This is a genomic window from Pseudomonas sp. LAMO17WK12:I10, assembly GCF_900215185.1.
Lineage (GTDB): Bacteria > Pseudomonadota > Gammaproteobacteria > Pseudomonadales > Pseudomonadaceae > Aquipseudomonas > Aquipseudomonas chlororaphis.
On the sequence record NZ_OBDX01000006.1, the window covers coordinates 1 to 25,192 of the forward strand.

25 protein-coding genes are annotated in these 25,192 nt (G+C 61.0%); 10 read left to right on the forward strand and 15 right to left on the reverse strand.

Translation table 11 applies throughout. The annotated features are described in order from the left end of the window. Window positions 1-299: 299 nt before the first annotated feature. From msrQ to CRO75_RS08885, 6 genes are all read right to left on the reverse strand, one after another. The gene (msrQ, locus tag CRO75_RS08860) at window positions 300-923 is read right to left on the reverse strand and encodes a protein-methionine-sulfoxide reductase heme-binding subunit MsrQ (RefSeq protein WP_085534696.1); all 624 of its coding nucleotides are present in this window, start codon (window positions 921-923) and stop codon (window positions 300-302) included. Further along, complete coding sequence (gene msrP / locus CRO75_RS08865) at window positions 923-1,936, reverse strand: protein-methionine-sulfoxide reductase catalytic subunit MsrP (protein ID WP_097135015.1); 1,014 nt, start codon at window positions 1,934-1,936, stop codon at window positions 923-925. Before msrP ends, msrQ begins: the two co-directional genes overlap by 1 nt. 63 nt (window positions 1,937-1,999) lie before the next feature. Further along, a complete protein-coding gene (gene pssA, locus CRO75_RS08870) occupies window positions 2,000-2,857 on the reverse strand; it encodes a CDP-diacylglycerol--serine O-phosphatidyltransferase (RefSeq protein ID WP_009045643.1) in 858 nt (285 codons plus the stop codon). A gap of 146 nt (window positions 2,858-3,003) precedes the next feature. Further along, entirely contained in the window at window positions 3,004-4,020 is a 1,017-nt protein-coding gene (ilvC, locus tag CRO75_RS08875) for a ketol-acid reductoisomerase (RefSeq protein WP_007924618.1), read from the reverse strand. Between the two features lie 45 nt (window positions 4,021-4,065). Further along, window positions 4,066-4,557, reverse strand: a complete 492-nt coding sequence (gene ilvN, locus CRO75_RS08880) for an acetolactate synthase small subunit (RefSeq protein ID WP_007924620.1) — start codon at window positions 4,555-4,557, stop codon at window positions 4,066-4,068. A 2-nt stretch (window positions 4,558-4,559) separates the two neighbouring features. After that, window positions 4,560-6,284, reverse strand: coding sequence for an acetolactate synthase 3 large subunit (locus CRO75_RS08885; protein ID WP_007924621.1), 1,725 nt, complete (start codon window positions 6,282-6,284; stop codon window positions 4,560-4,562). 403 nt (window positions 6,285-6,687) lie between these two features. Here CRO75_RS08885 and CRO75_RS08890 point away from each other — a divergent pair, with 403 nt between their 5' ends. After that, window positions 6,688-7,110, forward strand: coding sequence for a DUF4124 domain-containing protein (locus CRO75_RS08890; RefSeq protein ID WP_097135016.1), 423 nt, complete (start codon window positions 6,688-6,690; stop codon window positions 7,108-7,110). Between the two features lie 18 nt (window positions 7,111-7,128). Here CRO75_RS08890 and CRO75_RS08895 read toward each other — a convergent pair whose 3' ends face one another. Genes CRO75_RS08895 through mrcB form a run of 3 tightly spaced genes read right to left on the reverse strand, consistent with a single transcriptional unit; the run spans window position 7,129 to window position 10,536 of the window. Then, window positions 7,129-7,464 (reverse strand): YqcC family protein, encoded by a 336-nt coding sequence (locus CRO75_RS08895; protein WP_053262686.1) that lies wholly within the window; start codon window positions 7,462-7,464, stop codon window positions 7,129-7,131. After that, window positions 7,464-8,195, reverse strand: coding sequence for a tetratricopeptide repeat protein (locus CRO75_RS08900; protein WP_062824586.1), 732 nt, complete (start codon window positions 8,193-8,195; stop codon window positions 7,464-7,466). Before CRO75_RS08900 ends, CRO75_RS08895 begins: the two co-directional genes overlap by 1 nt. Before the next feature lie 16 nt (window positions 8,196-8,211). Continuing rightward, on the reverse strand, window positions 8,212-10,536 hold the full coding sequence (gene mrcB / locus CRO75_RS08905; RefSeq protein ID WP_007924629.1) for a penicillin-binding protein 1B: 2,325 nt from the start codon (window positions 10,534-10,536) through the stop codon (window positions 8,212-8,214). 117 nt (window positions 10,537-10,653) lie between these two features. Between mrcB and CRO75_RS08910 the strand changes: the two genes are divergently transcribed. From CRO75_RS08910 to CRO75_RS08925, 4 genes are all read left to right on the forward strand, one after another. Next, the gene (locus CRO75_RS08910) at window positions 10,654-12,210 is read left to right on the forward strand and encodes a bifunctional aminoglycoside phosphotransferase/ATP-binding protein (RefSeq protein ID WP_097135017.1); all 1,557 of its coding nucleotides are present in this window, start codon (window positions 10,654-10,656) and stop codon (window positions 12,208-12,210) included. Window positions 12,211-12,300: 90 nt separating this feature from the next. Next, a complete protein-coding gene (locus tag CRO75_RS08915) occupies window positions 12,301-12,645 on the forward strand; it encodes a pentapeptide repeat-containing protein (RefSeq protein WP_007924632.1) in 345 nt (114 codons plus the stop codon). A gap of 212 nt (window positions 12,646-12,857) precedes the next feature. Beyond that, the gene (locus CRO75_RS08920) at window positions 12,858-13,130 is read left to right on the forward strand and encodes a TfoX/Sxy family protein (RefSeq protein WP_007924634.1); all 273 of its coding nucleotides are present in this window, start codon (window positions 12,858-12,860) and stop codon (window positions 13,128-13,130) included. Between the two features lie 15 nt (window positions 13,131-13,145). Next, the gene (locus CRO75_RS08925; RefSeq protein WP_097135018.1) at window positions 13,146-13,946 is read left to right on the forward strand and encodes a cyclic nucleotide-binding domain-containing protein; all 801 of its coding nucleotides are present in this window, start codon (window positions 13,146-13,148) and stop codon (window positions 13,944-13,946) included. A 228-nt stretch (window positions 13,947-14,174) separates the two neighbouring features. Here the strand turns inward: CRO75_RS08925 and CRO75_RS08930 are convergent, their stop codons facing one another. The 4 genes from CRO75_RS08930 to CRO75_RS08945 are packed head-to-tail and all read right to left on the reverse strand — an operon-like array spanning window position 14,175 to window position 17,748. Continuing rightward, window positions 14,175-15,038 carry a ChaN family lipoprotein gene (locus tag CRO75_RS08930; protein WP_097135019.1) on the reverse strand — a complete coding sequence of 288 codons (864 nt, stop codon included), beginning with the start codon at window positions 15,036-15,038 and terminating at the stop codon, window positions 14,175-14,177. Window positions 15,039-15,059: 21 nt separating this feature from the next. Beyond that, entirely contained in the window at window positions 15,060-15,827 is a 768-nt protein-coding gene (locus tag CRO75_RS08935; RefSeq protein WP_097135020.1) for a heme ABC transporter ATP-binding protein, read from the reverse strand. After that, window positions 15,827-16,810 (reverse strand): iron ABC transporter permease, encoded by a 984-nt coding sequence (locus tag CRO75_RS08940; RefSeq protein ID WP_177409739.1) that lies wholly within the window; start codon window positions 16,808-16,810, stop codon window positions 15,827-15,829. Before CRO75_RS08940 ends, CRO75_RS08935 begins: the two co-directional genes overlap by 1 nt. A 50-nt stretch (window positions 16,811-16,860) precedes the next feature. Beyond that, window positions 16,861-17,748, reverse strand: a complete 888-nt coding sequence (locus CRO75_RS08945) for an ABC transporter substrate-binding protein (protein WP_097135022.1) — start codon at window positions 17,746-17,748, stop codon at window positions 16,861-16,863. A gap of 214 nt (window positions 17,749-17,962) precedes the next feature. On the opposite strand from CRO75_RS08945, the gene CRO75_RS08950 reads away from it, so the two are divergent. After that, window positions 17,963-18,280, forward strand: a complete 318-nt coding sequence (locus CRO75_RS08950) for a Rieske (2Fe-2S) protein (RefSeq protein WP_097135023.1) — start codon at window positions 17,963-17,965, stop codon at window positions 18,278-18,280. Here the strand turns inward: CRO75_RS08950 and sfsA are convergent. Then, window positions 18,277-18,990, reverse strand: coding sequence for a DNA/RNA nuclease SfsA (sfsA, locus tag CRO75_RS08955; protein ID WP_097135024.1), 714 nt, complete (start codon window positions 18,988-18,990; stop codon window positions 18,277-18,279). The two genes, CRO75_RS08950 and sfsA, sit on opposite strands and share 4 nt — an antisense overlap. Next, window positions 18,990-20,162, reverse strand: a complete 1,173-nt coding sequence (locus CRO75_RS08960; protein ID WP_097135025.1) for a pyridoxal phosphate-dependent aminotransferase — start codon at window positions 20,160-20,162, stop codon at window positions 18,990-18,992. Before CRO75_RS08960 ends, sfsA begins: the two co-directional genes overlap by 1 nt. A 338-nt stretch (window positions 20,163-20,500) precedes the next feature. Between CRO75_RS08960 and dksA the strand changes: the two genes are divergently transcribed. The 4 genes from dksA to CRO75_RS08980 all read left to right on the forward strand — a co-directional run bounded on the left by dksA (window position 20,501) and on the right by CRO75_RS08980 (window position 25,175). Further along, the gene (gene dksA, locus CRO75_RS08965) at window positions 20,501-20,941 is read left to right on the forward strand and encodes an RNA polymerase-binding protein DksA (protein ID WP_007924645.1); all 441 of its coding nucleotides are present in this window, start codon (window positions 20,501-20,503) and stop codon (window positions 20,939-20,941) included. Window positions 20,942-21,086: 145 nt separating this feature from the next. Then, window positions 21,087-21,983, forward strand: a complete 897-nt coding sequence (gene gluQRS / locus CRO75_RS08970; RefSeq protein WP_097135026.1) for a tRNA glutamyl-Q(34) synthetase GluQRS — start codon at window positions 21,087-21,089, stop codon at window positions 21,981-21,983. A gap of 77 nt (window positions 21,984-22,060) precedes the next feature. Beyond that, window positions 22,061-22,237 (forward strand): hypothetical protein, encoded by a 177-nt coding sequence (locus CRO75_RS08975; protein WP_003176118.1) that lies wholly within the window; start codon window positions 22,061-22,063, stop codon window positions 22,235-22,237. Beyond that, complete coding sequence (locus CRO75_RS08980) at window positions 22,221-25,175, forward strand: sensor histidine kinase (protein ID WP_177409737.1); 2,955 nt, start codon at window positions 22,221-22,223, stop codon at window positions 25,173-25,175. Before CRO75_RS08975 ends, CRO75_RS08980 begins: the two co-directional genes overlap by 17 nt. The last annotated feature ends 17 nt before the right edge of the window (window positions 25,176-25,192 follow it).

The window sequence follows — 25,192 nt, forward strand, 5'->3', positions numbered from 1 at the left end:
GTTTTCAAAGTTTCCTTTGCAACTTCAACCACTTGCGCCTCCGATCTCTCGTCAGCGGGAGGCGAATTCTACAGCGTTACACGCTGCTGTCAACACCTCTTTTTCTCCGCTTTCGACCGAGAAGATCGAATCGTTAATTCGGCGAAAACTGACTGCCGAACCAACTCCTTCGGGCTTCGATGAACTGAAGCGTGACCGCTGTCGAAAACCGCGTAACTCGTTGAATCTCAAGGAGTTTTCCGTTTCGACTGCGCCGGAAGTGGGGCGAATTATAGACTTCCAGAATCTGCCGTCAACCCCTAATTACGCTTTTGTTGCAAAAGATGGTTTTTCCCCACTAAACGCGGGATTCGCCGTGTCACCGGCGGCACCCGCAGCAATAACAACAACCCGCCAATAGAGGCGTAGATAGCCCACTCTTTAAGATCAGCCCGAACAATCCAGAGCATATGCAGTAAACCCAGCCCGAGAATGAGATACGCCATCCGATGCAACTTCTTCCAACGACTGCCCAGACGACGCTGACTGTATCGATTGGAAGTCACCGCCAAGGCCAACAATCCGAGAAAGCCCAGGCTTCCTACAATAATGTAGGGCCGCTTACGCAACTCCACGCCCAACTGCGACCAGTCGAGCCCGAGGATAAATACAGCGTAAGCACTTAAATGCAGCACTACATAAGCAAAGCACCACAAACCGAGCTGGCGTCGTACCGCGATCCATCCCGCCCATCCCGTGAGTTTCTGCAGGGGCGTCATACTCAGAGTGATCAGCAAAAAGATCAGTGTCCCCAGCCCCAACCGATCGACCAGTACCTTTCCCGGGTCGGGCCCGAGGGCGGAGGCCCAAGCCTGGTACAACCAAAGCAAAGGCCAGATAGCAGCAACGATGAAGACGCCAAGGCGCCAGAGTGGGTAGCGCATCAGTAATTCTTCCGCAGATCCAGGCCGGTATATAAAGAAGCGACTTCATCCGCGTAGCCATTGAACATCTGTGTCTCACGCACGTTGGGACTGAACAGGCCGCTAGGCAATCGACGTTCGCGTGCCTGAGTCCAGCGAGGATGATCAACCGTAGGATTCACGTTCGCGTAAAAACCGTACTCATTGGCAGCGATGCTTTGCCAGGTGGTTTTCGGCTGCTCCTCCACCAGACTGATGCGCACGATCGACTTGATGCTCTTGAAGCCGTACTTCCACGGCACCACTAAACGCAACGGCGCGCCATTCTGGTTAGGCAGCTCGCGGCCATACATCCCCACGGCAAGAATCGCCAAGGGATGCATCGCCTCATCCAGGCGCAGCCCTTCTACATAAGGCCAATCGATCAAGGCAAAACCCGAACGCTGGCCGGGCATGCTTTTAGGATCCTGAAGAGTTTCGAAGCGGATGAACCTGGCCTTGGAGGTTGGCTCGACCTGCTTGAGCAACTCGGAGATCGGGAAACCGATCCAGGGAATCACCATGGACCAGGCCTCGACACAACGCAGCCGGTAGATCCGCTCCTCCAACTGATAAGGCTTCATGAAGTCTTCCAGCGCATAACGCCCTGGCTTGCCCACCTCCCCGTCCACCACCACGCTCCAGGGCTCGGTTTTCAGCGCGCCGGCATTGGCAGCCGGGTCGCCCTTGTCGGCACCGAACTCATAGAAGTTGTTGTAGTGGGTAGCATCCTTGAATGGAGTGATCGCCTCATCCTTGATGTTGACCGCCTGCCATTTGGTTTCCGGCAGCTTCTGCGCAAACCATGACGGCGCCTTGCCAGGCTCGACATCTGGATAGCGCCCAGCGTCTTCGGCACTGGCCCAACGCGGCAGCGCACTGGCAGCCAGGCCAGCAATGGCCCCACCCAACAGGCTACGGCGAGAGAAATAAAGAGATTCAGGCGTGACGTCCGACTCTTTGCAGTCAGACGACTTGGGGATTTTGATCAACATGGCAACTCCGCAGTATTGGAGGACTGATGCACCAATAGACTGCGGAGTATGGGGGAAATTACATTAAGGCAACGTTTTGCGTCGACGAAGACGCAGCAGGTATTGCACTGGACCGGACGCCGCATAAGCGAGGAAAACCAACAGCAGAATCCGCGGCGGATCACTGAAGACCACGGCGAATACCAGAACCACGGCGAGAATCGCCACGAAAGGTACACGCCCCTTCAGGTCCAGCTCCTTGAAGCTGTTGTACTTGATATTGCTGACCATCAGCATGCCGGCCGCCGCCACCATCAGCGCCACCAGGAACGACATCTTCGAACCCTGGATGCCGTAATCGCTGAACGCCCAGACAATACCGGCCACCACACCCGCCGCGGCCGGACTGGCCAGGCCGATGAAGTAACGCTTGTCGGCAGTCCCCACCTGGGTGTTGAAGCGAGCCAGACGCAGCGCCGCGCCAGCTACATAGATGAAGGCGACCATCCAGCCGACCTTACCCATGTCGCCCAACGCCCAACCGAATGCCAGCAAGGCAGGCGCAACGCCGAAGGCAACCATGTCGGACAGCGAGTCATACTCGGCGCCAAAAGCGCTCTGGGTATTGGTCATACGGGCCACGCGCCCATCCAGACCGTCGAGCACCATGGCGACAAAAATCGCGATGGCCGCGAACGCGAAATACTTGCTCGCTCCTGCCGCGTCCCCGGCGCTCAATGCGCTCTGGGCACTCATGGAGTTGATGATCGAGTAGAAACCGGCGAACAGGTTCGCGGTGGTGAAGAGATTCGGCAGCAGATAGATACCACGATGCCGGACTTTACGGCCTTCAGCGTCATGCCCTTCTTCGACATGCTCATCGATGGGTAGCAGGCTTTCGGCGTCAGAGGCCTGGTTTGGCTCTTCGGGACGTTCGCTCATGGACATTACCTTGCAACGGTGTGAAAAGTTTCGACGATACCCAGGGTCACGATTGGACCACAAAGGATCCAGCTTTATACCAGAACCTGTCTATCCAAACGAAAAAACGCGGCCTAGGCCGCGTTTTTCCCTGACAAGACTCGAACTTAGTTCTTGGCTTTGTCGACGATTTTGTTGGCACCGATCCACGGCATCATCGAGCGCAGTTGCTCACCGATGATTTCGATACCGTGAGCGGCGTTGTTACGACGCTTGGCGGTCATCGATGGGTAGCCGGTAGCACCTTCGCTGATGAACATCTTGGCGTACTCGCCGTCCTGAATGCGCTTCAGGGCGTTGCGCATGGCCTGACGGGATTCGGCGTTGATCACTTCAGGGCCGGTCACGTACTCGCCGTATTCGGCGTTGTTGGAGATCGAGTAGTTCATGTTGGCGATACCGCCTTCGTACATGAGGTCAACGATCAGTTTCAGTTCGTGCAAGCACTCGAAGTAAGCCATTTCCGGCGCGTAGCCAGCTTCGACCAGGGTTTCGAAACCGGCCTTGACCAGCTCGACGGTACCGCCACACAGAACAGCCTGTTCGCCGAACAGGTCGGTTTCAGTCTCGTCCTTGAAGGTGGTTTCGATGATACCGGTACGGCCGCCGCCCACGCCTGCCGCGTAGGACAAAGCAACGTTCTTGGCGTTGCCGGAAGCGTCCTGGTAGATAGCGATCAGGTCAGGGATACCGCCGCCCTTGACGAACTCGGAACGTACGGTGTGGCCTGGGGCCTTCGGCGCGATCATGATCACGTCGAGGTCGGCACGCGGAACGACCTGGTTGTAGTGGATCGCGAAGCCGTGGGAGAAGGCCAGGGTGGCGCCCTTCTTGATGTTCGGCTCGATTTCGTTCTTGTACAGCTGGGACTGGAACTCGTCCGGGGTCAGGATCATGACCAGGTCGGCGCCGGCAACGGCAGCGGCTACGTCGGTCACTTTCAGGCCATGGGCTTCAGCCTTGGCAACGGTGGACGAACCTTTACGCAGGCCAACGGTGACATCAACGCCGGAGTCTTTCAGGTTGCACGCTTGAGCGTGGCCCTGGGAGCCGTAACCGATGATGGCAACTTTCTTGCCCTGGATGATCGAGAGGTCGCAGTCTTTATCGTAGAAAACTTTCATGAATTTCCCCTATATCAGGCCGTTCAGGCCGTTCGCTAATTTGAGTTAGATGCTGAGTACTTTATCGCCACGGGCAATGCCGGTGACGCCACTGCGTACGGTTTCCAGAATCGAGGCGGTGCCGATCGACTGGATGAAACTGTCGAGCTTGTCGCTGGTACCGGTCAATTGAACGGTATACACGCTGGCACTGACATCGACGATCTGCCCACGGTAAATATCGGTGGTGCGCTTGACCTCGGCGCGCTGGGCGCCGGTGGCCTTGACCTTGACCAGCATCAGCTCGCGTTCGATGTGAGCGCTTTCCGACAGATCGACCAGCTTGACCACTTCAACCAGCTTGTTCAGGTTCTTGGTGATCTGCTCGATGATTTCATCGTGCCCCACGGTGGTCAGCGTCAGACGCGACAGGGTCGGGTCTTCGGTCGGCGCCACGGTCAGGCTTTCGATGTTGTAGTTGCGCTGCGAAAACAGGCCAACCACACGAGACAAGGCGCCCGGTTCGTTTTCCAGAAGCAAGGAGATAATGTGCCGCATGATTAAGTACGCTCCGTCTTGCTCAGCCACATATCGCGCATGGAGCCGTCTTTGATCTGCATCGGGTAGACGTGCTCGCTGGTATCGACCTGGATGTCGAGGAACACCAGGCGATCTTTCATGGCGAACGCTTCTTCCATCTTCGGCTTCAGATCCTTCAGGTCCGTGACGCGAATGCCCACGTGCCCATAGGCCTCGGCCAGCTTGACGAAATCAGGCAGCGATTCCATGTAGGAATGCGAGTGACGGCTACCGTAGTTCATGTCCTGCCACTGCCGCACCATACCCAGCGCACCGTTGTTCAGGTTGATGATCTTGACCGGCAGGTCGTACTGCAGGCAGGTCGACAGCTCCTGAATGTTCATCTGGATACTGCCCTCGCCCGTTACACAGGCAACGTCAGCATCAGGGAAACTCAACTTGACGCCCATGGCCGCAGGGAAACCGAAGCCCATCGTGCCCAGGCCACCGGAGTTGATCCAGCGATTGGGTTTGTTGAACCGGTAGTACTGCGCCGCGAACATCTGGTGCTGACCCACGTCGGAGGTCACATAGGCGTCGCCCTTGGTCACTTCGCAGAGGGTCTCGATCACGGTCTGCGGCTTGATGATGCTGCCGTCGCCCTTGTCGTAAGGGAACAGGCCACGATCACCGCGCCACTCCTCGATCTGCTTCCACCAGCTGGCGACTGTGTCCTTGTTCGGGGTTTCGCCGATTTCCTTGAGGGCCGCGACCATTTCGGTCAGGACGCTCTCTACCGGACCCACGATCGGCACGTCTGCCTTGATGGTCTTGGAGATGGACGCCGGGTCGATGTCGACATGGATGATCTTGGCGTTCGGGCAGAATTTCGCCGGGCCGTTGATAACACGGTCGTCGAAACGCGCGCCGACTGCCAGGATCACATCGGCATGGTGCATGGTCAGGTTGGCGGTGTAGCTGCCGTGCATGCCGAGCATGCCGACGAACTGACGATCGGTGCCAGGATAGGCACCCAAGCCCATCAGGGTATTGGTGACCGGCAGGTTAAGCATTTGTGCCAATTCGGTCAGCGGCGCGGAACCGCCACCGAGGATCACCCCGCCGCCTGCGTACAGCACAGGACGCTTGGCCGCCAGGAGCATTTCTGCCGCCTTGCGGATTTGCCCGGAGTGACCACGAACAGCTGGGCTGTAGGAGCGCAGCTTCGCTTTTTTAGGGAAAACGTATTCGAACTTTTCAGCCGGATTGGTCATGTCCTTAGGGACATCGACCACGACTGGACCCGGACGACCGGATTGCGCCAGGTAGAACGCCTTCTTCATGACTTCCGGGATTTCCGAAGCATGCTTGATCATGAAGCTGTGCTTCACGATCGGCCGGGAGATACCGATCATGTCGGTTTCCTGGAACGCGTCGGTACCGACCATGGTGCTAGGCACCTGACCGGAAATGATCACCATTGGAATGGAGTCCATATAGGCAGTGGCAATACCGGTGATGGCATTGGTCGCGCCAGGGCCGGAAGTCACCAGTACCACGCCGGCCTTGCCGGTGGCACGGGCGTAGCCGTCAGCCATATGGGTAGCCGCTTGCTCGTGACGAACCAGGATGTGGGTCACTTCCGGTTCTTTGAACAGGGCATCGTAAACATGAAGGAGAGCACCACCCGGGTACCCATAGATATATTTGACGCCTTCGTCACGCAAAAAGCGGACGAGCATCTCACCGCCAGATAAAAGCTCCACGTTGTTCACCTCTAAAACGCCAGAATACCGCCCTCTTGAAAGGGGACGGGTCTTAATAGGTTTACTTCTCAGCAGAGCATGAGCGACGGTGGTCGCCGACTACGTCAGCACTGACTGAGCAAGTATTGGGAGTGCCCCAAGTGTTGCGGGGTTTTCCCACCCAGCGCGAGGTAACGCGTTGCGGGTGTAGCAGGTCGGCGCGGATGTGCGCCTCATGTTCTGCCGAGTGGGTCTGCTTCTGGCAGTCCCTCTACAGCGGACTTTGGATTCTTCTGTTTCGCCCTCTGCAAGTCAAGACGTCAATGTGCTTTATTCGAACTAAGCGCATGAGAACGCAAGAAAAAACCTGTAAACCGCGAGTGTCTGCGCTTCAATTGCGCAATCCTGGATAAGGAATTCAAAAATGCGAACCTTCGCCATGACCGCTGGCCTGCTGCTCGCCATGAGCCTCCCGTGCCAGGCCGGCCAGATTTACAAATGGGTCGACGCCCAGGGAGTCACCCATTTCGACGCCCAGCCACCCCAAGGCGTAGCCAGTACTGCCATCACCCTGCCAAAAGCGCCGAAAGGTGCGAGCAGTACTCCGCCGCCCGACAAGCCGGGCCCTCAGCAACAAGTCATGGACAATCAGGTCAAGCAGCAGCTCGCCAGGCAGGAAGCCGAACGCAGGCGTTTTTGCACACAGGCACGGGCTAGCCTGGCGCAGTTGCAGAACAACCCGCGCCTGAGCGAGAACACAGAGGGTGGAATGCGCCGCCTGACCGAGGAACAACGGCAGCAGCGCATCGCGGAAACGCAGAAGGTGATAGACAACAACTGCCGCTAGGCAGTGGTTGCAGAAGGTTTAGCGGGCGCCGCCGATCAGTTGGTCAAACTCCTTGAGCAGGATCTGCAACTGAAGGTCCCGGCCTTGCATCGAGCGACCGGCAAATACCACTTCGGCCATTTCCTGGATACCCGAGGCGTTGGGCAAAGGCAGATCCTGTTCAAGAATCGCCTTCATCCGCGGCAGGAAGATCCACTGCAGCCACTGCTCGAACTCCAGCGTATCCACGGCAAATGGCTCGACACTGGCCAGTGCTTCGGCACTCGGCGGAGTGTCATCCCACAACCCCTGTAACCGCATCTCACGCTCGATCAACAGCAACTGATCGGCAATCTTTGGAAAACGTGCATCCATCAGAGCGACACCTTGGCTTTTTGCCGGGCCTGAGCGGCACCGGCGGCATCGCCCTGTTTCTCGCGTGCCTGGGCAATCAATGCCCACAGGCTGGCCTGCAGATCCGGACGACCGTTGGCGAAACTCAGGCCGCGACGGGCAAACTGTTCAGCCTGCGGGGCATCGCCCTGGGCCATGCGTACCTGGGCCAGGCGATACAGCACCTGCGGCTCACGCGGCGCGACACGCTGGGCGCGCTCAAGACTGGAGGAAGCGCCGTTCAGATCACCACTCGCCTGTTGCTGCTGAGCGGTGGTCAACAGGGCCAGCACTGGACCGTCCAGCTGCTCATCGGCGGACAGCCCGCCGGAGCTGGCCGAAGGCACCCCGCTCGGCGTCGGCGGCAGGCTGTAGCTGCCCTGATTGATCGGCGCGGACTGGATCGGCGCGGTATCGATAGGACCTGGGGTGATCGGGCCCGGGGTAATCGGCGCGCTGCTGATCGGCGCGGCAGTGGCCGCAGCCCCGCCCGGCACCATCACCACCACGCCCGAGTCCTGGGGAATGCTTTGAGTCTGAGCTTGCGCAGGACGCTTGACGGTCGTCTGACGGAAGCCGCCATTGGCCGAAATGCGTTCGCTGTTGGACACCGCGGTACCGGAGTCCACCACCGGAATCGAGCCACGCTGCACGCTGGCGCAACCATTGAGCAAAGCCAGAGCTGTAATAGCTGGAATCCACCACTTGTTCACGTCAAACCCTCTTCGCTTAATTCATCCAGCCCTTGACCCAATCCATCACCGACTCGCCGGACGCCGGGCTTTCGCCACCGCATGCCGGACCGGGAGGAGGTTCGCTGCCGCGAATATACGGCATCTGTACCGCGCCCGGACAGTTGGCATCCGAGCCTTGCCCGGTCCGCGAGTCGACCCAGGCCTGCACCACGTTATCCGGTTGTGGCATATCCAATGGCAACGGGTCGGCCTTGCGCATGAAACTGGTCCAGACCTGCAGCGCACCGGTGGCGCCGGTGAACGGTGTCTTGCCGTTGTCATCACGCCCCAGCCAGACCACAGCCAGCAGATCCTGGCTGAAACCGGCGAACCAGCTGTCGCGGGAATCGTTACTGGTGCCGGTCTTGCCCGCCAGCGCCAGGGAGCGCGGCAGCACGTTGTAGACCGAACTGCCGGTACCTTCGCGCATGACGCGCTGCATCGCGCTCTGGATCAGGTAGATCGAACCCGGGTCGAAACGTTGCTGGATCTGGAACGGATAACGCTTCAGCGGTTCGCCCTCAGCGGTCAGCACGCTACGGATCCCGCGCATCGGGGTATTGAAACCGCCGTTGGCCAGGGTCTGATACATGGTGGCGACTTCCATCGGGCTCAAGCCCCCCGCCCCCAGCAGCATCGAAGGGAACGCCGGGAATTCGCGGGTGACACCAAGGCGCCCCAGGGTTTTCAGCACATTCGGCACACCGACTTCCAGGCCCAGGCGCGCGGTCGACAGGTTATAGGAATGGGCCAGCCCCTGATAAAGGAAGACCGTGCCGTGGGAACGACGGTCGTAGTTCTGGGGTTTCCACACCTGCCCGTCGCCCCCCTTCACCGAGAACGCCTCGTCGGAGAGCCAACTGGTCAGTGTGTATTGGCTGGGTTTCTCCAGCGCCGTCAGGTAAACTGCGGGCTTGATCAGGGAGCCGATCGGCCGCACCGCATCCAGCGCCCGGTTGAAACCGGCAAAACCGGCCTGGCGGCTGCCGATCATGGCCTGGACTTCGCCGGTTTCCGGGTTGGTCACCACCATCGCTGCTTCGACTTCATCCGATCCCTTGCGCCCGGCCAGGCGCTTGAAGGTATCCCCGACCGAAGCCTCGGCCTTCATCTGCAGAATCGGGTCGAAGCTGGTGAAGATCCGCAGGCCTTCCTCGGTCAAATCTTCGTCGCGGTAATCCTCACGCAGCTGACGCTTCACCAGATCCAGGAAGCCCGGGAACGAGCTGTCCGCCAGACTGCCGCGTTTGGTCACGCCCAAGGGCATTTTCTTCGCCGCTTCGACCTGCTCCGGAGTCGCCACACCCTGCTGTGCCAGTAGATCGAGCACCAGGTTACGCCGCTCCAGCGCGCGCTCCGGATAACGACGCGGGTTGTAATAGGACGGCCCCTTGACCATCCCCACCAGCAAGGCGATCTGATGCAACTTGAGTTCGGCCAGCGGCTGGCTGAAGAAGAACTGGCTGGCCAGGCCGAAACCGTGCACGGCACGCTGGCCATCCTGGCCGACGAAGACCTCGTTGAGGTACGCCTCAAGGATCTCGCGCTTGTCGTAATGCAGCTCAAGCAGCAGGGCCATCATCGCTTCGGTGAGCTTGCGGCTCAGGCTGCGTTCGTTGGTCAGGTAGAAATTCTTGACCAACTGCTGGGTCAGGGTACTGCCGCCCTGGCGCATGGCGCCGGACGAGGTATTGACCCACACCGCCCGTGCGATCGACTTGGGCGACACGCCAAAGTGGCTGTAGAAATCCCGGTCCTCGACCGCCACCAGGGTTTCCAGCAGATAAGGAGGCACCTGATCGATCTTGATCAGGATCCGGTCTTCGAGATTCTTCGGATACAGGCCGCCGATCAGCAGCGGCTCCAGGCGTACCACGGCCAGTTTCGAGCCTTTGCTACCTGACAGCTCGGCCACGTAGTCACCGGAAAAACGCACCCGCACCGGTTGCGCCTGTTCCATGCCTTCATAGAACTGGAAACCGCGGGTATTGAGTTCAACGGTGTTACCACTGACCGACGCAGCACCAGGGCCATTGACCACACTTTCGCGGCGATAGCCGAGTGCGTCGAGTTCGGTGAGGAAATCGTCCTTGCTGAGCTTCTGTCCGACGAACAGCTCCAGCGGGCGCGCATAGACCTTGGCCGGAATGGTCCAGCGCTTGCCGGAGAATTTCTCCTGGACCACGGCGTCGAGATAAACCGCAAAGCCGGCGAGCACCACCAGAGCGACCAGACCGAGCTTCAAGGCCCAGCCCAGCCAGGGGCGCGGGCCACTAGACGGACGTTTTTTAGCGGAACGGGGGGATCGAGTACGAGTCATGGCGGCGGATTATACGCACTTTATTCATCGTCAACAGGAGCCGCCCGAGGTTTGCGTTAGCCCTGTCAGCGGCCATAATGACGCCCTTGAATTTTCCCCGACTCTGAAGGATCGCCTGTGAGCCAATCCCTGATCGCCGCCCTGCAAAACCCGGCCCTCTACCCGCATCCCGTAGACGGTTTCCAGGTCATCGAGACCCATATTTCCTGGGTCCTGCTCACCGGTCCCTATGCCTATAAGCTGAAAAAGCCGGTCAACTTCGGCTTTCTCGATTTCACCGGCCTTGAAGCGCGCGGGCACTTCTGCGGCGAAGAGCTGCGTCTCAACCAGCGCCTGACCGATGATTTGTATCTGGAAGTGTTGCCGATCACCGGCAGTGCCGAAGCGCCGCAGATCGCGGGTGACGGCCCGGTTATCGAATACGCCCTGAAAATGCGCCAGTTTCCGCAAAGCCAGCTGCTCAGTACGCTGCAAGCCAATGGCGAACTGACCACCGCGCACATCGACGAAATGGCCCGGCAGATTGCCAGGTTCCACCTCGAAGCCCCGCGGGTCCCGGCAGCCCACGAAGCCGGCACCCCGGAAAGCGTCATGGAGCCGGTGCGTCAGAACTTCGAGCAGATCCGCCCATTCCTCAGCGACAAGGCCGACCTGCAACAGCTCGAAGCCCTGCAAGCCTGGGCCGAAAGCAGCTTTGAACGCCTCAAGCCACTCCTTGCCCAGCGTAAGGCCGAGGGCTTCATCCGCGAATGCCACGGCGACATTCACCTGGGTAACGCAACGCTTATCGATGGCAAGGTGGTGATCTTCGATTGCATCGAGTTCAACGAACCGTTCCGCTTCACTGACGTCTATGCCGACGCCGGTTTCCTCGCCATGGACCTGGAAGACCGCGGCCTGAAATGCCTGGCACGCCGCTTCATCAGCCAGTACCTGGAACAGACCGGTGACTATCAGGGCCTGGAGCTGTTGAATTTCTACAAAGCCTATCGCGCCCTGGTACGCGCCAAGGTCGCCCTGTTCAGCATGCCGGCCGACGCCAGTCCGATGCAGCGCGCCACGGCTCTGCGCCAGTACCGCAACTACGCCAACCTGGCAGAAAGCTACAGCACCATTCCATCGCGCTTCCTGGCGATTACTTCTGGCGTTTCCGCCGTTGGCAAAAGCCATGTAGCCATGCGTCTGGTGGAAGCCCTGGGCGCCGTTCGCCTGCGCTCCGATGTCGAGCGCAAACGCCTGTTCGGCGAGCAGCAGGTACAGAACGATCCGAATGCCGGCATTTATAATGCCCAAGCCAATACCGCGACCTATGACCGCCTGCATGAACTTGCCGGTATCGTCCTGCGCGCCGGTTTCCCGGTGGTCATCGACGCCACCTACCTCAAGCGCGACCAGCGTGATGCCGCGGCCAAGGTTGCCGAAGCGACCGGCACGCCTTGCCTGATCATCGACTGCAATGCCCCGCAGGCCGTCATTGCCAGCTGGCTGGCGCAACGCCAGGCCGATCGCAACGACCCGTCGGACGCGACCCTGGCCGTAATCGAACAGCAGCAAGCCAATCGCGAAGCCCTGAGCGCTGAGGAAGTGCTGCGCAGCAAGCGCGTCGAGACCAATGAAAGCGGGAGCCTCGACAGCCTGGTCGCGAACATTCGCCAGCGTCTCCCAGGCTTGTAATCAACTATTTCAGCCGTGAAACCGCAAAGGCTTCACGGCTGAAAAATAGTGGCACTATACTGGCGTCATAATTCCAGCAGGTGACGCCCCATGAGTCAGCCCAAACTTCTCGATACTCCCCTTTACGCTTTGCTGCACAAAGACGACATCGACGGCTTTAACCGGGAGCGCCCGAAAGACCAGACTGTCGACATGCGCGGCGGCGATTTCCGTGGGCTCGACCTGCGTGAACTGAATGCCGACGGCATCGACTTCACCGACGCCTACTTCCGCTCTGCCGACCTGCGCGGCCTCGACCTGCGCAATTCCTCCATGGAAGGCGCCAGCCTGGCCCATGCGCAAATCTCCGGCGCCTACTTTCCTCCCGAACTGACTGCCGATGAGATCCTGATGTCCGTCAATTTCGGCACTCGTCTGCGCTACCGCACCAAGTAATCGCTCCTTTTTGCTCCGAGGTCCGGCGCTTTCTGCCTTACGCTGGACTTGGTCTTCTCCTTCCCCCTCTTCCCTCTGTTTCTGGCGTACCTTCCTCTGTCGCCTTAGAAGCTTTTGCGCCAAAACCGACCAAAGAACAGCGCTTTTCCTACTGAGCGCTACACTCCTTTGAGACTTGCCCACGCACCATTCGGCCGTCGCAAGGAGGCTTGATGAATGATGAATTGCAACACCTGAAGAACCTTGGCAAGACGTCGGCACAATGGCTGCATGCGGTGGGCATCCATAGCGCTTCGGACTTGCGCCGCCTGGGGGCGGTGGATGCCTATCGGGCCGTGCGGACCCGAGGGTTTCGAGCCTCGAAGGTGCTGTTGTACGCCATTGAAGGCGCACTGATGGATGTGCACTGGAATGACATTCCGGCAGAACGCAAGGAAGCACTCAACAAACAGCTGGATGCCATTTCTTCACGCCAAAAGAACTGACCTGGCAGGCTTTTTATGTATTTACTGGGGGAACAACCGGCTTACGCCGATGCCTTGATCAATCGGCTGCAGAGCATCCCGCCGCGCCTGCTGGAAGGCCTGCTGCCGTCCGGCGACGTGTTGGAAATGGCCCCTTCCAAAGACCTCTCCAGCAGCCTTGCCGACAGCCAGTTGTTCCTGCTCGAAAGCGGCCAGGTACAAGCCAGCGTCGATGAGCGCCCACTGTTTTATCTGCATGAAGGCGATCTGCTCGGACTGCGCCGAGGCGTGGACCTGCCGCACTGGCAACTCAGCAGCGAGCAGCCATTGAGCCTGATCCCCTATCAGCGTTCCGCAGTGTTCCAGCATCTGTATGCCGACGAACAGCGTTCCGAACTGTTTCTACAGTACCTGATCGGACAAACCGCCCTGCTCTCCGATGCCGTCGCCCGCCTCAAGCAGCCCGAGTTGCGCAACAGCAACGGCTTTCAACGCGTGGCCAAGGGCGAGGTGCTAATTCGCCAGGGCGACGACGCCGATCATGTGTTCGTCATTATCGAAGGGCACGCCGAAGCCTTTGTCGACGGACACAAGGTCGGAGACGTGCCCAAGGACGAGATCTTTGGTGCGATGGCCATTTTCACCGGGGAGAAACGCAACGCCAGCGTGATTGCCAGCGAGCCATCCACCCTGATGCTGATCCCCAAGAGCCAGTTTCTCAGCCTGACTCAGAGCAATCCACGTATCGCCCATAGCCTGATCGAAAGCATGGCGCGGCGAATCGACTTGTTGAACAAGGAAGTCAGCCGCCTGCACAGCCTGGGCACCAACCTTTAAAGCCCCGTACTTACGGGCAATCCAAACGAGCGTTTGGCGGAATTCGCAGAAACAGGAAAAACCTTGTTGACTTGGAAATGAGAATCGTTATGATTATAACAGCTGGTCGCGAGATCAGTCGATAACCTGGAAGACCAGTGGTTCGGACTCTCAGATTATCTCCTCATCAGGCTAATCACGGTTATTTGACCCGGCTCTTGCCGGGTCTTTTTTTTGCCTGAAAAAAGCCTACTGGCGCATCTGGGCGCAGTAGTCCTTCTCCGGCAGCCGCGCGCTGTACCACACGTAATCCGCGCTTTGCGGCGGTACCTGCGTGCCCTTCTGCGCCAGCATCAGCACCACGGTGCCGTTCGATGCGTCGAGGTCCAGTAGGTGAACCGGTACCCCGACATCCTTGCGTGCATGAAAGGCCCCGGCAAACAGCAGCGCCGGCGTCGGTGCCGCCAGCAAGCGCTCGGCCATGCGTCGGTCGCGCTGCTGCTGAACCGCCAGCATCGCCGGCATCTGGCTTTCGGGCAGCAGGCCACAATGGGAATCACGAACTTGCTGCAGCAACTCATTGCGCACCAAGGCGGCATTCGAGTGCTCGCCACTCAAGGCTGGTGCCTGGCGATAGATGCCGTGAACTTCAGAGCTATCCAGATTGGCGGCCAGCAACGGATAAGGCTGGAGCAACGCATAGCGCACGACAGGTCCGTACAGCGCCCAATCCCAACCCGGCGACCAGGCCAGTGCACCTGGCAGATCATCGGGCAAGCCCTGCGCCGCCTTGTGCTGGCGGAGCGCGTCGACCCGCGGCTGCTGCTCCGGCGTGAGCATTTCCAATAGCAGGCTGCCTTGCGTGCGCTGGGTCGCCATCACCTGCAACAACCACAGCTGCAAGGCGTGATGCTCGGGGTGGTCATGCTGCTCGCCGACAATCACCCGCGGCGCCCGGGCCAGACGAATGACCAGCTCCTCTGGAGTCAGGAGCTTTCCACTGCGCAGGTCCTGAATCGCCCCGCTTTCAGCCTGGACCGGAAGTTCAGGCATGACCGGCACGCCCTCGCAGGCAACCAGCAGCAACACACTCAGGATCAATAACACACGCATGTGGCGTCTCCGCGAATCGCCTCAGCGGGCGATGATCAAAGGGTGGCCGCGCTCGGGGTGCGCCTGCACCAACACCTCCAGTCCGAACACCGCCTTGAGCGGTTCGGGCAGCAGCACCTGTGCCGGGCTGTCCAGCGAGTGAGGCCGCCCGCCTTCGAGCAGCAACAGGCGATCACAATATCGCGCGGCGAGGTTCAGATCATGCAGGATCACCAGGACCGCGACCCCACGATCGGCAAACTCGCGGATGGCCTGCAAAGTGACATGTTGATGCAAAGGGTCGAGGGCCGAAGTCGGCTCATCAAGCAACAGGGTCTGGCCGACCGCGCCCGGCCACAGCTGCGCCAACACCCGGGCCAGATGCACACGCTGACGCTCGCCACCCGACAAGGCCACATAGCTGCGACCGTGCAGGTGCCCGGCATCCGCCGCTTGCAGGGCCTGCATGACAATCTCCTCATCCCGCGCCCGGCCGCTTTGATAAGGCAGGCGCCCCAGGCCGACGACTTCTTCGACCCGGAAGGCGAACTCGAGCGTCGAACTTTGCGGCAACACTGCCAGCCTTTGCGCCTTTTGCCCGCCGTCCCACCTAGAGAGCTCACGCTGATCCAGCCAGACCTGACCCTGATCGGGTTTCAGCTCGCCGCACAAGGCCGCCAGCAAGGTGCTTTTGCCCGCGCCATTGGGCCCTAGCACTCCCAGCACTTCCCCGGGCTTGAGCACAAGGTCGATCCCTTCCAGCACGGTTTTCCTGCCACGGCGCACCGCCAGGTTTTCCGCTCGCAGCATCAGGCGCGCCCTCGCAATAACAAAAACAGAAAGAATGGCGCACCGATAAAGGCAGTCACGATGCCGATGGGCAACTCCGCAGGCGCCAGCGCCAGGCGCGCCACCAGATCCGCCAGCAACAGCAGGCTGGCGCCGGCCAGTATCGACGCCGGCAACAAGGTCCGGTGGTCAGGTCCCGCCAGCAGTCGCACCAGATGGGGTACCACCAGCCCGACAAAGCCGATCAGCCCGGCAACGGCGACAGCCGCGCCGACCCCCAGCGCAGTACAGCACACCAGCTCACGCTTCAGCCGTTCGACATCGATCCCCAGGTGGCCGGCTTCAGATTCACCCAGCAGCAAGGCATTCAAGGCCCTGGCCCGGCGTGGCAGCCACAATGCCACAGCCGCGCTGATCAGCAGCAGCGGCCACAACCTCGAATAACTGGCGCCGTTGAGACTGCCCAGGTTCCAGAACGTCAGGGTGCGCAGGGTCGCGTCGTCGGCCAGGTAGGTGAACAGGCCCACCGCCGAGCTGGCCAATGCCGTCAACGCAATCCCGGCCAACAGCATGGTCGCCACATGGGTCTGGCCGTTGCGCCGTCCCAAGCGATAGACCAGCCACGCCACCATCAACCCACCGAGGAAGGCGCAGAACGACAGCAGGTAAGGACCGATCGCTTCCGGCACGCCGCCCAGTAACGAGCCACCGACGATGGCAAAGGCCGCGCCCAGCGCCGCGCCACTGGAGACGCCTACCAGCCCCGGATCAGCCAGGGGATTGCGAAACAGCCCCTGCATCGCCACGCCGGACAGGGCCAGGACGCCCCCTACGGCCAGCCCCAGCAAGGTGCGTGGCAGGCGAATCTGCCCGAGGATCAGTTCGGCCTGCTCCAGCCCCTGCCCCGCAATGGGCAGGCCCAGCAAACGCAGGGCGGCACGCAGGGTGTCGAGCAACGGCAGGCTGACCGGCCCGAGCGCCAGGGACAGCCAGATCGCCAACAGACACAGCAGGCTCAGGCCAATGAACAACGTGCGAGGTTTAAGCAAAGGGGTCATTGGGCGGTGCTGGCCTGGCCCGACTCGGCTGGATAGAAACCGGCCGACAGCCTTTTCAGGCTCTGTGGCAAGCGCGGCCCCAGGCCTCCCACCAGCAAGGTCGGATCAATCTCGAAGACCCGGCCGGCCTTGGCTGCGCCGCTGGAGGCGAGAATCGGGTTCTCCTTGAACAGCGCAGCGCGGGCCACCTCACCACTCAGGCTGCGATCGGCAAACACCAGCACCTCGGGGTTGAGTTCGGCCAACGACTCATTGGAAAAGGGCTTGTAACCCGTGTGGGTCGCAAGATTGCGTCCGCCCGCCTGCTGCAGCAGCCAGTCGGCGGCAGTATCCTTACCGGCAATCAGAGGTTTGCCACCTGCATGCCCGAGCAACAGCAACACACCCGGCGCGGCCTGTTTCTTCTGGGCCTGGCCGATCCAGGCCTGCTGCTGCTCCAGCTGCTGCTGGTATTGCTCGAACAGTTGCGTCGCCTTGTCTTCGCTACCCAGCAGCTTGCCCAGATGCTGCAGGTTGCCCCGCAGGGTCGGCAGGTCGGCCTGGGCCGAGAACAGCTCGACCTGCACCCCGGCGCCGCGCACCTGCGAGAGCACTGGCGGCGGCCCCATCTCTTCGGTACCCACCAGAATCTGCGGGCGCAGGCTGAGAATGCCTTCCGCCGACAACTGACGCTGATAACCGATACTCGGCAGGCTCTTCAGGGATTCGGGATGCTGGCTGGTGGTGTCCACGCCCACCAACTTCGATTCGGCGCCCAGCACGCTCACCCATTCGGACAAGGCGCCTCCGGCGCTCACCCAGCGTTGTGGTGGCTCGGCCGCCGCAGCGGCATGACTAGCCAGAAGTCCGACACAGAGCGCGATTGCGCGGGCACTCGAACGCATAAAGGTATTTCCTTCAGAGAGTGGGCCCACGGAAACCGCCGTACATGTGACATGCCCTGCAACCCAGGCATCGAAATGAGCAAGCGCCCCACAGGCGAAGCGGCCATTTGATAATTGTTTGCATTTGACCGTCAAGCACAGACATGTTTCACCAAGCGCCCACAGGAAAACTGTGACAGCCTGAGCCCAGATCCGTTGGTTACCGAGGATAGACATGAAGTTTCTTTGCCCCCCCGGCGATCTGCCAGAGGCTTCCAGCCGAGGTTTCAACCTCGAAGGCCAGCCACTTTTCGCGGTGCGCCGCGATCGACAGGTCTACGTCTATACCAACCGCTGCCCCCACCGCGGGGTCGCTCTGGAGTGGCAAGCCGACCAGTTCCTCGATCCCAGCGCCAGCCTGATTCAGTGCGCCACCCATGGTGCGCTGTTTCTGATCGAAAACGGTGAATGCGTCGCCGGCCCCTGTGCCGGGCAATCCCTGACGGCCATCCCCTGCCGGGAAGACAGCCAGGGCATCTGGGTTCAGCTTTAGCCGTTGAGCAATACGTCCAGACGACGGTCGATGCACACTTCCTCGGCGGTCAAGCGCACCCCGTAGGCCAGTACTTCAACCCCGGACGCCACCGCCTCGCGCAACGCCGCGGCATAACCGGGGTCGATCTCTTCGGCCGGCCGCACCGCTTCGACACCCGACAGGTTGACGCAATACAACTGCACCGCCCGAATACCGTCACGCGCCAGACAGGCCAACTCCCGCAAATGCTTGGCGCCACGCAGGGTCACCGCATCCGGGAAGGCCGCGACCGCGGAGCCGTCAAAGCCCAGGGTGACGCTTTTGACCTCGACGAAAGCCGGGCCGCCCAGATAGTCCAGGCGGAAGTCGATACGGCTGTTTTCCTGGCCATAGGGCACTTCCCGCTTGAGGGCGGTAAAACCGTTCAACTCAGCGATCACCCCGGCGTGCAGGGCTTCTTCCACCAGCGTGTTGGCCCGCGCCGTATTGACGCAAGCCAGCCGCCCCTGGGGCGTTTCGCTGATTTCCCAGGTCCCGGGCAATTTGCGCTTGGGGTCATTGGAACGGCTGAACCAGACCTGCCCGCCCTCGACCATGCAATTGAACATGGAACCGGTGCTGGGACAGTGAATGGTCAGCAACTCGCCGCCAATGGTCTCGATATCGGCGAGAAAACGCTTGTAACGACGGACCAGGCGACCTTCTTCGAGGGGGGGATGAAAACGCATCAGCCTTGCCAGCTCCGCAGGCCACGGGCAATCCGCTCCACCGCTTCCTGCAGGCGCGGCAGGCTCTGGGTGTAGGCGAACCGGACATGGTGCCCGGCCTGATGGCGACCGAAATCCAGCCCCGGGGTAAAGGCAATATGCTCGGTCTCGAGGAAATGCCGGCAGAAGGCAAAGGCATCGCCGCCGAAAGCGCTGATATTGGCATACAGGTAGAACGCCCCTTCCGGCTCTACCGCAATGCCAAAACCCAACTCGCGCAGGGCTGGCAGGAGGAAGTCGCGGCGCCGCTGAAACTCGTTGCGACGCTCTTCGAGAATACTGATGGTGTCTGGCTCGAAGCAGGCCAGCGCAGCGTACTGGGCCATGCTCGGGGCACTGATGTAGAGGTTCTGCGCCAGCTTCTCCAACTCGCCGACCGCCGCCTGCGGCGCCACCAGCCAACCCAGGCGCCAGCCGGTCATGCCGAAATATTTGGAAAAGCTATTAAGGACAAAGGCACTGTCATCGACTTCCAGCACGCTGGCGGCATCGCTGCCGTAGGTCAGGCCGTGGTAGATCTCGTCCACCACCAGATGACCGTTACGCGCCTTCACCGCGGCCGACAGCCCCGCCAGTTCGTCGCGGGAAAGCAAGGTCCCGGTGGGATTGGCCGGCGATGCCACCAGCGCGCCGACGCTGTCCTGATCCCAATAACGCTCCACCAGATCCGGTGTCAGCTGATAACGCACGTCCGGACCGACCGGCACCAGTTGCGCCGCGCCTTCCACCAGACGCAGGAAGTGCCGGTTGCAGGGGTAGCCTGGGTCCGCCAGCAGCCAGTGCTTGCCGGGGTCGACCAGCAAGCTGCTGGTCAGCAGCAACGCGCCGGAACCACCGGGCGTGATCATGATGCGCTCGGGGTCGATGTCCAGCCCGTAACGCTGCCGATAGAATCCGGAGATGGCCGTGCGCAGCTCGGGAATCCCGCGGGCGGCGGTGTAGCGGGTCCTGCCTGCCTCCAGCGCGGCCTGCCCGGCCTTGATGATCGGCTCAGCCGTGGTGAAGTCCGGTTCACCGATTTCCAGGTGAATCACATCGTGCCCGGCCGCTTGCAGCTCATTGGCACGGGCCAGCAGGGCCATCACGTGGAAAGGTTCGATAGCGCGGCTGCGCGCACTGTAGGGCTGAGCCATTAGCCTTCCTTCATTGAAGTGAGCAAAAAACCGATTCTACCCAACCCCGGGAGACAAGGGAGAGCCCAAAGCCTTTGAGCCCCCGCCATCCAACCCGTTAAAGAAGACCGACACCAGGCCCAGGCTTGGCTAAAATCATTAATTGACCAGGCCCCCGAACAGACCAGGCCAGGCGGCATCGACCTTTGCAAGCGCCGCGGGACGCGGGCTCGACAACCGGGAGTAGCGCCGTCCGATTTGATCTGGTAAGTTCGCCCGCTTGCAGTCGCAGGGCCGGCATGTGTCGGTGATGGAGCAATCCTGCGCAATGGATTACATGAGTAGAGGCGGTCCATTTCATGCCCACCCAAGCAAAGCAACAGAATCAATCGATCAGCGGCTTCGAGCCTTATGTTGAAACCGCAGGCGAAGAGTACATGGGCAAGCCCATGCGCGAGCACTTCACCAAGATCCTGAACAAGTGGAAACAGGACTTGATGCAGGAAGTCGATCGCACTGTTGATCACATGAAAGACGAAGCAGCCAACTTCCCCGATCCGGCCGACCGTGCCAGCCAGGAGGAAGAGTTCAGCCTGGAACTGCGCGCCCGCGACCGTGAGCGCAAGCTGATCAAGAAGATCGACAAGACGCTGCAACTGATCGAAGACGAAGAATACGGCTGGTGCGAATCCTGCGGCGTCGAGATCGGTATTCGCCGCCTGGAAGCCCGCCCTACCGCCGACATGTGTGTCGACTGCAAGACTCTGGCGGAAATCAAGGAAAAACAAGTCGGCAAATAATCGCTGGCTTGCATGAAAAACGGAGCGTGCGAACGCTCCGTTTTTGTTTCCGGCGCCTCACCCCCTGTAGGAGCGAGCTTGCTCGCGATGGCGATCCGCCAGACGCCATCGTCACCTTGGGACCGAACGAAGTAACATCCTCTCCATGACTGTCTCTCACGCCTCTTCCTACATCGGGCGCTTTGCCCCAACCCCCAGCGGGCACCTGCATTTCGGCTCGCTGGTCGCCGCCCTGGCCTCCTACCTCGATGCCCGCGCCGTCGGCGGCCGCTGGTTGTTACGCATGGAAGACCTCGATCCACCCCGGGAAGAGCCCGGCGCCCAGGCGGCCATTCTCAAGGCCCTGGAAAGCTACGGCTTCGAGTGGGACGGCGAAATGGTCCGCCAAAGCGAGCGGCACGCGGCCTACGCCGAAGTCCTCAACCGTCTGTTCAACCAAGGCCTGGCTTACGCCTGCACCTGCTCGCGCAAACAGCTGGAACCCTACCACGGCATTTATCCAGGCCTGTGCCGCAATGCCGGACATGACCAGGAAGATGGCGCCATCCGCTTGCGCGTACCGGAGCTGGAATATCGTTTCACCGATCGGGTCCAGGGCGAATTCCGCCAGCACCTGGGACGGGATGTGGGCGACTTCGTGATCCGCCGCCGCGACGGCCTCTACGCCTATCAACTGGCGGTGGTGCTCGACGACGCCTGGCAAGGGGTGACCGATATCGTCCGCGGCGCCGACCTGCTGGACTCCACCCCGCGCCAGCTGTACCTGCAGGAGCTGCTCGGCCTGCCACAGCCGCGCTACCTGCATGTGCCGCTGATCACCCAGCCGGATGGGCATAAACTGGGCAAGTCCTACCGCTCCCCGCCGCTGGCCGCGGACCAGGCCACACCACTGCTGTTGCGTGCCCTGCGCGCCCTGGGGCAGAAAACCGACAGCCAAATGGCCCATGCCAGCCCTCGGGAAGTGCTGAGTTGGGGCATCGAACACTGGGATGCTTTACTGATCCCACGCACACTGAGCGTGCCCGAAGCGCAAATCCGCTGACGCCCCTTGCAGGTTGGCGCCCATCCGTTACCATCGCCGCACGTTTTCGGGCACGCACACAATAAAGAGAGGCCGAGATGTACATCTATCGCTTGGTCCTGCTGCTGGTAGTGGGGATCTATCTATTCTCCCCAGCCATCATGGATTGGTGGATCGATGCTACGGGCGCCTGGTATCGCCCGTATCTGCTCTGGCTGATCCTGATCGTCGTGACCTTCATCCTGCAGAGCCAAAAAGATGCCGATGAGCTTTAGCCTGACCCAGATGATCCTGATCAGCGCCGCGTACCTGCTGGTGCTGTTCGGGGTGGCCTGGATCAGCGAACGCGGCATGATCCCGCGCTCGATCATCCGCCACCCGCTGACCTACACCCTGTCCCTCGGGGTCTACGCCAGCGCCTGGGCCTTTTATGGCACGGTCGGCCTGGCCTATCAGTACGGCTACGGTTTCCTTTCCAGTTATCTCGGGGTTTCCGGCGCCTTCCTGCTGGCGCCGGTGCTGCTTTACCCGATCCTGAAAATCACCCGCACCTACCAACTGTCGTCGCTGGCCGACCTGTTCGCCTTCCGTTTTCGCAGCACCTGGGCCGGCGCGCTGACCACGGTGATCATGCTGGTCGGGGTATTGCCGCTGCTGGCCTTGCAGATCCAGGCAGTCGCGGACTCCATCGGTATCCTCACCCGCGAGCCGGTGCAGCACCGGGTGGCCCTGAGTTTCTGCGCGCTGATCACCCTGTTCACCATCTTCTTCGGCTCCCGGCACATCGCCACCCGGGAAAAACACGAAGGCCTGGTGTTCGCCATCGCCTTCGAGTCGGTGATCAAGCTCATCGCCATCGGCGGCGTCGGTCTCTATGCCCTGTACGGTGTGTTCGATGGCCCGCAACAGCTGGAACTCTGGCTGCTGCAGAACCAGACCGCCCTCGCCGCCCTGCACACGCCATTGCAGGAAGGGCCGTGGCGCACCCTGCTGCTGGTGTTCTTCGCCTCGGCGATCGTGATGCCGCACATGTACCACATGACCTTCACCGAAAACCTCAACCCGCGCTCGCTGGTCAGCGCCAGCTGGGGCCTGCCGCTGTTCCTGTTGCTGATGAGCCTGGCGGTGCCGCTGATCCTCTGGGCCGGCTTGAAACTGGGCGCCACCACCAACCCCGAATACTTCACCCTTGGCATCGGCATCGCCGCCAACAAACCGGCATTGGCCTTGATGGCCTATATCGGTGGGCTTTCCGCCGCCAGCGGCCTGATCATCGTCACCACCCTGGCGCTGTCGGGGATGGCCCTCAACCATCTGGTGCTGCCGCTGTATCAGCCACCGGCCGAAGGCAACATCTACCGCTGGCTGAAATGGACCCGCCGCGCGCTGATCGTGGCCATCATCATGGCCGGCTATGCCTTCTACCTGCTGCTGGGGGCCGAACAGGACCTGGCCAACCTCGGCATCGTGGCCTTTGTCGCGACCCTGCAGTTCCTCCCCGGTGTGCTCTCGGTGCTGTACTGGCCGACAGCCAACCGGCGCGGCTTCATCGCCGGGCTGATGGCCGGGACGCTGGTGTGGCTGGTGACCATGTTGCTGCCGCTGATCGGCAACTTGCAGGGCTTCTATATACCGCTGCTGAACATGATCTACGTGCTGGACGACACCAGTTGGCACATGGCGGCCATCGCCTCGCTGGCCGCCAACGTCCTGATGTTCACCCTGATTTCGCTGTTCACCAACGCCAGCTCCGAAGAAGCCAGCGCCGCCGAAGCCTGCGCGGTGGACAACGTGCGCCGGCCGCAACGTCGCGAACTGCATGCTGCCTCGCCCCAGGAGTTCGCCACCCAGCTGGCCAAGCCCCTGGGCGCCAAGGCCGCGCAGAAGGAAGTCGAGCAGGCGCTGCGCGACCTCTACCTGCCCTTCGACGAGCGCCGCCCCTATGCCCTGCGCCGCTTGCGCGACCGTATCGAGGCCAACCTGTCCGGCCTGATGGGCCCCAGCGTGGCCCAGGACATGGTGGAAACCTTCCTGCCCTACAAGGCCGGCGGCGAAAACTATGTGACCGAAGACATTCACTTCATCGAAAGCCGGCTCGAGGACTACCACTCGCGCCTGACCGGCCTGGCCGCCGAGCTCGATGCCTTGCGCCGCTACCACCGCCAGACCTTGCAGGAACTGCCGATGGGTGTCTGCTCCCTGGCCAAGGACCAGGAAATCCTCATGTGGAACAAGGCCATGGAAGAGCTCACCAGCATTCCGGCGCAGCATGTGGTCGGTTCGCGCCTGAGCACCATCGCCGATCCCTGGAGAGAGCTGCTGCAAGGCTTCATCAACATCCCCGATGAACATCTGCATAAACAGCACCTGGCCCTCGACGGCCAGACCCGCTGGCTGAACCTGCACAAGGCCGCCATCGACGAACCCCTGGCCCCGGGCAACAGCGGCCTGGTGCTGCTGGTAGAAGACCTGACCGAAACCCAGATGCTCGAAGACAAGCTGGTGCATTCCGAGCGGCTGGCCAGCATCGGCCGCCTGGCCGCCGGCGTGGCCCACGAAATCGGCAACCCGATCACCGGTATCGCCTGTCTGGCGCAGAACCTGCGCGAAGAGCGCGAAGAAGACGGCGAACTCACCGAAATCAGCGGCCAGATCCTCGAGCAGACCAAGCGCGTATCGCGCATCGTCCAGTCGCTGATGAGCTTCGCCCACGCCGGCAGCCACCAGCACAACGACGAAGCCGTGTGCCTGGCCGAGGTGGCGCAGGACGCCATTGGTCTGCTGGCGCTGAACCGGCGCAACTTCGAAGTGCAATTCTTCAACCTGTGCGATCCGGACCACTGGGTCGATGGCGACCCGCAGCGGCTCGCCCAGGTACTGATCAACCTGCTATCCAATGCCCGCGACGCCTCACCGGCGGGCAGCGCGGTACGGGTCAAGAGCGAGGCCGGCGAACACACGATCGACCTGATCGTCGAAGACGAAGGCAGCGGCATCCCCACGAGCATCATGGATCGGCTGTTCGAACCCTTCTTCACCACCAAGGATCCTGGCGAGGGCACCGGACTGGGCCTTGCACTGGTCTATTCCATCGTTGAAGAGCATTATGGACAAATCACCATCGACAGCCCGGCTGACACCGAAAGCCAACGCGGCACCCGTATCCGGGTGACCTTACCGCGTCATGTCGAAGCGACGTCCGCTGTGAACTGAGACCGTCGAGAGAATCG

Excerpts from the sequence above, each read along its gene's own strand:
- CRO75_RS08975 (WP_003176118.1), top strand. The coding sequence starts at position 22,061 with ATGTACATCTATCGCTTGGTCCTGCTGCTGGTAGTGGGGATCTATCTA.
- CRO75_RS08960 (WP_097135025.1), bottom strand. The coding sequence starts at position 20,162 with ATGGCTCAGCCCTACAGTGCGCGCAGCCGCGCTATCGAACCTTTCCAC.
- CRO75_RS08930 (WP_097135019.1), bottom strand. The coding sequence starts at position 15,038 with ATGCGTGTGTTATTGATCCTGAGTGTGTTGCTGCTGGTTGCCTGCGAG.
- msrQ (WP_085534696.1), bottom strand. The coding sequence starts at position 923 with ATGCGCTACCCACTCTGGCGCCTTGGCGTCTTCATCGTTGCTGCTATC.
- CRO75_RS08920 (WP_007924634.1), top strand. The coding sequence starts at position 12,858 with ATGAATGATGAATTGCAACACCTGAAGAACCTTGGCAAGACGTCGGCA.
- CRO75_RS08925 (WP_097135018.1), top strand. The coding sequence starts at position 13,146 with ATGTATTTACTGGGGGAACAACCGGCTTACGCCGATGCCTTGATCAAT.
- mrcB (WP_007924629.1), bottom strand. The coding sequence starts at position 10,536 with ATGACTCGTACTCGATCCCCCCGTTCCGCTAAAAAACGTCCGTCTAGT.
- msrP (WP_097135015.1), bottom strand. The coding sequence starts at position 1,936 with ATGTTGATCAAAATCCCCAAGTCGTCTGACTGCAAAGAGTCGGACGTC.
- CRO75_RS08915 (WP_007924632.1), top strand. The coding sequence starts at position 12,301 with ATGAGTCAGCCCAAACTTCTCGATACTCCCCTTTACGCTTTGCTGCAC.
- CRO75_RS08935 (WP_097135020.1), bottom strand. The coding sequence starts at position 15,827 with ATGCTGCGAGCGGAAAACCTGGCGGTGCGCCGTGGCAGGAAAACCGTG.
- ilvN (WP_007924620.1), bottom strand. The coding sequence starts at position 4,557 with ATGCGGCACATTATCTCCTTGCTTCTGGAAAACGAACCGGGCGCCTTG.
- pssA (WP_009045643.1), bottom strand. The coding sequence starts at position 2,857 with ATGAGCGAACGTCCCGAAGAGCCAAACCAGGCCTCTGACGCCGAAAGC.
- sfsA (WP_097135024.1), bottom strand. The coding sequence starts at position 18,990 with ATGCGTTTTCATCCCCCCCTCGAAGAAGGTCGCCTGGTCCGTCGTTAC.
- CRO75_RS08890 (WP_097135016.1), top strand. The coding sequence starts at position 6,688 with ATGCGAACCTTCGCCATGACCGCTGGCCTGCTGCTCGCCATGAGCCTC.
- dksA (WP_007924645.1), top strand. The coding sequence starts at position 20,501 with ATGCCCACCCAAGCAAAGCAACAGAATCAATCGATCAGCGGCTTCGAG.
- CRO75_RS08950 (WP_097135023.1), top strand. The coding sequence starts at position 17,963 with ATGAAGTTTCTTTGCCCCCCCGGCGATCTGCCAGAGGCTTCCAGCCGA.
- CRO75_RS08980 (WP_177409737.1), top strand. The coding sequence starts at position 22,221 with ATGCCGATGAGCTTTAGCCTGACCCAGATGATCCTGATCAGCGCCGCG.
- ilvC (WP_007924618.1), bottom strand. The coding sequence starts at position 4,020 with ATGAAAGTTTTCTACGATAAAGACTGCGACCTCTCGATCATCCAGGGC.
- gluQRS (WP_097135026.1), top strand. The coding sequence starts at position 21,087 with ATGACTGTCTCTCACGCCTCTTCCTACATCGGGCGCTTTGCCCCAACC.
- CRO75_RS08945 (WP_097135022.1), bottom strand. The coding sequence starts at position 17,748 with ATGCGTTCGAGTGCCCGCGCAATCGCGCTCTGTGTCGGACTTCTGGCT.
- CRO75_RS08895 (WP_053262686.1), bottom strand. The coding sequence starts at position 7,464 with ATGGATGCACGTTTTCCAAAGATTGCCGATCAGTTGCTGTTGATCGAG.